The organism is Nitrospira sp. BLG_2 (assembly GCF_049222245.1).
Map to the genome: position 1 here is coordinate 1 of NZ_JBLYIG010000044.1, position 6231 is coordinate 6231.

The window sequence follows — 6231 nt, forward strand, 5'->3', positions numbered from 1 at the left end:
GGAGCAGGTATGAAGCAATTCAGGCGAGTGCAAGATATTACCAAGTTGACCCTTTATGGTATCGACGGTCAAGTGGGAACGGTACAAGAACTCTATTTCGACGATCAAAACTGGGCGGTCCGATACCTGGTCGTGAAGACCGGAGGATGGTTCATGGGGCGCCATGTGCTGGTTGCGCCGATTGTGATTGGAGGCATTGATGATGCCGACTCCTCCATGCGAATCAATCTGCCAAAGGAGCAGATCGAACACGCTCCCTCGATCGAAAGCGCCAAATTAGTCTCACGCCGATACGAGCAAACTTATTACGAGCGATTTCAATGGGCGCCATACTGGCAGCCGGACACCACGATGTGGGGAAGCCCGATTTCTTATCCCGATGCTTCGACAATAAGGCTAAAAGAAGCTCCTTTTTCGAAAGCACCCGAACAGTCCCATCTTCGCAGCAGTGCCGCAGTGACCGGCTATGGAATTCGCGCGCAAGACGGGGCAATCGGTCACATGAAGGATCTCGTCATCGACGATGAAGATTGGATTGTTCGTTATGTTGAGGTCGATACGCGGAACTGGCTGCCCGGCAAGAAGGTCTTGGTACAGACCGGTCGAATCGGACCGTTCGACTGGCATAGCCGATCGGTTACGATGTTCCTGACTCGACACGCCATTGAATCGGCACCGGCTTATGATCCGTCAACGCTCATCACACCGGATTACGAGGTTCGACTGTTCAAACACTATGGAACGGATGCGTGACGACGAAATAAGTTCCCATTCCGCTTCTATCGTCGGCCGGCAGTTCGACGAAGCGCCTCATCTCCTCATGTGATCGTGACTCAGACGTGCTCCGATCTTGAGCGAGCGTCCCTCTCAGATACATCCATGCTGCCTGAACGGCAGCACGACGGATATTCTTTCATGCTGATCCATGGGGCGGACATTCATTCTCCGGCAAGGCAGGATGTCCGGTCTCGCTCCTTCGATTAATTTTCATTGCCTCGTCCATTTCATAATGCAGAACAATAGCCTCGATCGTGAAGGCTTTTTATAAGCACGAACGCTCATTGAGAGGTGTCCTCCTATTGGGTCTACTTAGACGTATCGTATGGTACGGTCGTTGCGTAGAGTATGAACGATAATAATCTAATCCCAAGGGGGACAACATGGACAAACAAGCTCGGTTATTCGGGATTCTCCTAGTCGGTGTAGCGTTTCAGATGAATGTAGAAGTGCGAGCAGCACAAGACTTCAACAGCTCTGGAACCAATGAGGACTTTGATGTGTATGACTATCCACACGAAGATGACAATTGGTCTTACGGTATTGTCGATTCGTGCCGAAATATGTCATCCCGCGGTCCTCTCGGCGGCATACATGATTGGCAATGGAAGTCGGACGGGGAACTGAAAGATACGGTAAAATGCCACATAGAATCCAACCCTTTCATCAAAACCAGGAAAGGGATCGATGTTTCAATCGATGACGGCACCGCGACATTGAGTGGGACGGTACAGGACAAAGACTCCATTCGAAGTGCAATAGTAGATGCCTATGGCGCGGGCGTGAGAGAGGTGGTCAGCAAGTTGGAGGTAGCGGAAGAGGAATAGAAGTAGTAGAAGTAGTCATAGAAATAGAAGCCTTCACACCGGTCGTATGACCTATAACAAGAGGGAGGAGTCCCATGAAATTTATCATTGCGGGTGTCATCTCCGTGGTCGTCTGTTCGGCTATACCGGTAGCGGTTTCGGCTCAGGGTCGCGGTTTTGGCGAGGAGCCCAGGGGGGGGTACCTCAGCGATACGGGGCGCGAAGGGCGGTCTACCGGCGAGAAAGCTGACGACTCGATGCCCCATGATCTGGCTCCATCTCCCAGTATCTCTCCCAGCGTCGATGGTCACTCTCAACGCCAAGGTCCTTGGTGGGACCGTCGACCGTCAGGCGATCCGAGCGTCAGGGATTTGAGCCGCATGGATGGTGGTGGGTTTGCACCGCCTGGTTCTTACACCGGTTCTGAGAGACGCCAATAGGGCGACGATTTGCGCCGCTCCCAGGCGGGGGCGGCGTAGTGGAAACGACCTACACCGACGAATCGGTCGTCTATTCGCTTGAAGCATCAAACCAGCCGTTCTATCTGCGGACAAGTTACACTCAAGACCATCTTTGTGGACGAGTAATGTTCCTGTACTCTGAAAGATGCGGATACCGCAAGAGGAGTCAAGTCGGGCTTTCCGCACACAAAAAACGAAGCGCGTGATATATCGTGCCCGCGATGGCGAGTGAGCCAATCAATAGAGGATGGAAACCCCTCGTCTACACAGACGGGTACCTCCCGCTGGAAGACTACGGGTTGATCGGAGATGGAACGTCCGCCGCGTTGGTGGGGCGAGACGGCGGCATGTCATGGTTGTGCCTGCCACGATTCGATTCTCCGCCGCTGTTTTGCGGCATCTTGGATGCACGACGCGGAGGGACGTTCAGGATTGCGCCGGAGGGTCTCACAGAGTCGAGGCACTACTATGAGACGGACACAGCCGTTTTGGTGACCGAAATGCGGACCACCGCCGGTACAGTGCGGCTGACCGACGCCATGTTATTTCGGTCCGGGGCCGATCTCAGGGAAGACGTGTCGGCCGGGAGGCAAGAGCTTTTGCGTCATGTCCATGTGCTGGGCGGGCGCGTGCGCCTCAGGATTACGATCGAGCCAAGGGGCGGCGCGACATTTGATCCGCGCGGCGACGGGCTTCGCGTGCGCTGTGTCGACGAGGATCAGCCGGATCTCCAGTTATGGGCCGGAGCGCCCCTCAAGGGTTCGGACACGATCGTCGACCTGAAAAGCGGCGACCGGCTGCCGATTCTCATTCGTTGGGGAGGCGAGCAATTTCATCATCATCCCTTGGCGCCCAGCGAACGATTGACCGCTACCCGCAAGGCCTGGCGGCGGTGGGCCGCGCTCGTGAGATATGACGGGCCGCAAACCGATATGGTGAGGCGGTCCGCCATCACGCTGAAGCTGCTGGATCATTTCGAAAGCGGGGCCATCGTCGCCGCGCCGACATCTTCGCTGCCGGAAGCGTTGGGAGGGGAAAGAAATTGGGATTATCGTTATGCGTGGATTCGGGATGCGGCGCTGTCGGTGTATGCGCTTCAGCGAGTCGGGCTTCCCCGCGAGGCGTCCGGATTTCTGGGGTGGGTGCTCGATGCGGTGGAAGGGGAGGTGGAGCGGGAAGGGCGGCCTCGTGTGCTGTACAATCTCGACGGTCGACGCCCGCCAAAGGAAGCGGTGGACTCTCATCTGGAAGGTTACCGACGCTCGGCACCGGTCCGGTGGGGCAATGGCGCGTCCGAACAGCGCCAACACGACGTATTCGGTGAGATCGTCGATTGCGCCTACCAATGGACGAGGCATCATGGCGAAGTCACGGAGACGCTCTGGCAGAAGTTACGCAGGCTGATCGATGCCGCGGGGGCGGAATGGCGCGAGCCCGACCAGGGAATCTGGGAAGTGCGTACATCCGGCCGACGGTTCACGTACTCCGCAGCTCTCTGCCAGGTGGCGCTCGACCGTGGCATACGTATCGCCGAGCGGTTCGGACTGCCGTGCGATCTGCCACGCTGGAAAACCGAAGCGGATACCATCGTCCAAGCCATTCTGAATGACGCTTGGGATCCTCGTCTCAATTCGTTCACGGAACATCTGGGTGGAGGAGCCCTCGATGCCAGTTTGCTGGCGCTGCCCATCCGCCGCGTCATTCCCGCCGACCATCCCAGAATGATGGCGACGACCGAAGCCATCGTCCGCCGTTTGGGCGCCGGTAACGGCCTGTTGTACCGCTATCGGTTGGAGGAGTCACCGGATGGATTGAAGGGGCATGAAGGAGCCTTTCTGCTGTGCAGCTTTTGGCTCGTGGACAATTGGGCGAAACAAGGGCGGCTCGACGAGGCTTCGGGGCTATACGAGTCGCTCTGCGCGAGAGCCAATTCGGTCGGCCTGCTTCCCGAACAAATCGACCCGTCGAGCGGCGCATTTCTTGGAAACTATCCTCAGGCGTTCAGTCATATCGGCGTCATCGCGAGCGGCGTGGGCCTGGGTCGTGCCTATCGGGAGAGAAGCGCGCCATGATACGTCATTCATTCTCTTCGGCGCGACCGGCGATCTGACGGGACGCTTTTTATTCCCGGCCTTCGCGCATTTGATCCATGCCGATACGCTGCCCTCCGTGCCGACCATCGTGAGAGTCGGGAGAGAACCATGGGACAGGGCCATCACACCTTGTCTATTCGTGACGTTGAAACGGAGGAATCCTGGCGCATTGTTCATCGATTTGGATGCGGGGTAGCGGGATGCGAAGGACCTACCGGAGCTGGAATGAACAAAGCGCCCTCATGCAGAGGGATAGTCTCTCCTATCGGGGACAAGTTGTCTGTTCGGGCAGGGATCATCCCCATGACGGGAGCCGACAGCGCCCAGCGTCTTGCATAGTTTTCGAGAGAACCGGCATGTGATGACAACGATGCGACAGTATTCAGGAAGGAATCGATATTGCACTGTGAGAGTTGGTGCCAGAAGGAAAAAGAGGCCGTTCATGAAACACGCACGTCTGTCGGTAAGCATTGTTCTGCTCTGTTGTGCCGCCGGCGCCTGTCAGCGCGACGTGATTCCCGATCGGTTGGAGGGACGTGTCGATAAAGACCTCCGATACTCCGACATCAAGAATAATCCAGAAGCCTATCGAGGAAAACTGATGCTGGCGGGGGGCAAGGTATTGTCGGCCAAGCGGACTCAAGCGGGGACACTAATCGAGGTGTTGCAAATTCCGCTGTCCGAAGATTTGATTCCCACCGGCCGCGATGCCGAGTCGAAAGGCCGATTCGTAGTTATCGACGGCGGTGGCGATCAGGTATCGGATCCGGCGGTGTTTGATGGCGAGAAGAAACGCGTGACCGTCGTGGGGGAAGTACTGGGCACAACAACCATCCAAATCGATGAAGTGCAACAACAAGTTCCTCAATTGGCCCTCAAGCATGTCACGGTATGGGATTGGGATCGTATGAAGACCGGGTATTTTCCGTACTATGGTTACGGCTATCCTTATGCCTGGGGATACCGAGGGTATTACGGGTACCCCTACTATTGGTAGAAATGTGCGGTTGAAATTCCTGTGAATCCGCATGGTAACTCGCAAATAAGGAGGAACGGCGGTGACGGTTCAATACAGCATCGTGGTGGGAGCCGCGCTTTTTACATTGGCGGCCTGCGAGCACACGGGAATGTGGAGAGATGGAATGCCCACCGTTACGAGAACCGGGGAAGTGAAGGATATTATTATTCGGGATGATACTGTGTCGCCGGAGATCGTTACCGCCAATCCAGGAGACGAGATTCGCTGGATCAACAACCGGCAGGGCGATGCGCGCGTGATCTTTCTTTTGCCGGTGGAGGGGCAGTTGTCCTGTCAACGGGGTTTCGGCGGATTGATGAGCGCCAATTGGAACGCATTTAAGAATCAGTATACGGCCAAGTTGGGCGTCAATGGTTCGGCGAGCGTGTGTTTCAAGAGTCCATCTGAAATCAAATATGTGGTGCGCGCGAATTCAAACCTCTCCAGCCGGGAGGACAATATATCTGGCGCCATCAACATCGGTGGCGGGCCCACCGATGACCTGGGCAGAAGAACCACTCAAGCGGTTGAACAACAATGAGGTGGTGGTTCCATTGAGGAGATGTATAAGATGACAACCGCCCCAAAAGTCGATACGCCACTCAACCAGCTTCTTGCCTGCGGACAAAGCTACTGGCTGGATAATCTCAGCCGGCACATGATCGCCGGCGGTGAGTTAAAGAAATGGATTCGAGACCACGGACTTCGGGGAATTACCGCGAATCCCACGACATTTCGCGAGGCGCTTACGAGCCCCGACTATGACCGCCAAATTGAGTCTCTCACGCGCGAAGGACGGTCCACCAAGGACATTTACGAAACACTGCTGATTCATGATGTGCAGCAGGCTTGCGATTTACTTCATGACGTGTATCGCGACACCGACGGCCTCGACGGGTATGTCAGCTTGGAAGTCTCGCCTCATCTCGCGCACGATACCGATGCCACGATGGCCGAGGCCCGACGCTATGTCGAGCGAGTGAATCGGCCCAACCTCTACATGAAAGTTCCGGCGACGGATGCCGGGATCCCGGCCATCGAACAACTGCTCTTCGAGGGTATCGCGGTCAATATCA

General features: G+C 56.1%; 8 protein-coding genes. All 8 read left to right on the forward strand.

What is annotated here, in order from left to right:
• Window positions 1–753: PRC-barrel domain containing protein (locus ACOSYY_RS01230; RefSeq protein ID WP_421660425.1), on the forward strand; the 753-nt coding region annotated here is incomplete at its 5' end.
• Window positions 754–1160: 407 nt separating this feature from the next.
• Window positions 1161–1604, forward strand: a complete 444-nt coding sequence (locus tag ACOSYY_RS01235; protein ID WP_421660426.1) for a BON domain-containing protein — start codon at window positions 1161–1163, stop codon at window positions 1602–1604.
• A gap of 74 nt (window positions 1605–1678) precedes the next feature.
• Entirely contained in the window at window positions 1679–2023 is a 345-nt protein-coding gene (locus ACOSYY_RS01240) for a hypothetical protein (protein ID WP_421660427.1), read from the forward strand.
• A 242-nt stretch (window positions 2024–2265) separates the two neighbouring features.
• The gene (locus ACOSYY_RS01245; RefSeq protein WP_421660428.1) at window positions 2266–4116 is read left to right on the forward strand and encodes a glycoside hydrolase family 15 protein; all 1851 of its coding nucleotides are present in this window, start codon (window positions 2266–2268) and stop codon (window positions 4114–4116) included.
• Window positions 4088–4333 (forward strand): hypothetical protein, encoded by a 246-nt coding sequence (locus ACOSYY_RS01250; protein ID WP_421660429.1) that lies wholly within the window; start codon window positions 4088–4090, stop codon window positions 4331–4333. Before ACOSYY_RS01245 ends, ACOSYY_RS01250 begins: the two co-directional genes overlap by 29 nt.
• Before the next feature lie 246 nt (window positions 4334–4579).
• Window positions 4580–5134 carry a Slp family lipoprotein gene (locus ACOSYY_RS01255; protein ID WP_421660430.1) on the forward strand — a complete coding sequence of 185 codons (555 nt, stop codon included), beginning with the start codon at window positions 4580–4582 and terminating at the stop codon, window positions 5132–5134.
• A 61-nt stretch (window positions 5135–5195) separates the two neighbouring features.
• Window positions 5196–5696: a hypothetical protein gene (locus tag ACOSYY_RS01260; protein ID WP_421660431.1), complete on the forward strand. Its 501-nt coding sequence runs from the start codon at window positions 5196–5198 to the stop codon at window positions 5694–5696.
• A 30-nt stretch (window positions 5697–5726) separates the two neighbouring features.
• Window positions 5727–6231, forward strand: a 505-nt coding sequence (locus tag ACOSYY_RS01265; RefSeq protein WP_421660432.1) for a transaldolase family protein, incomplete at its 3' end; no start/stop codon positions are given.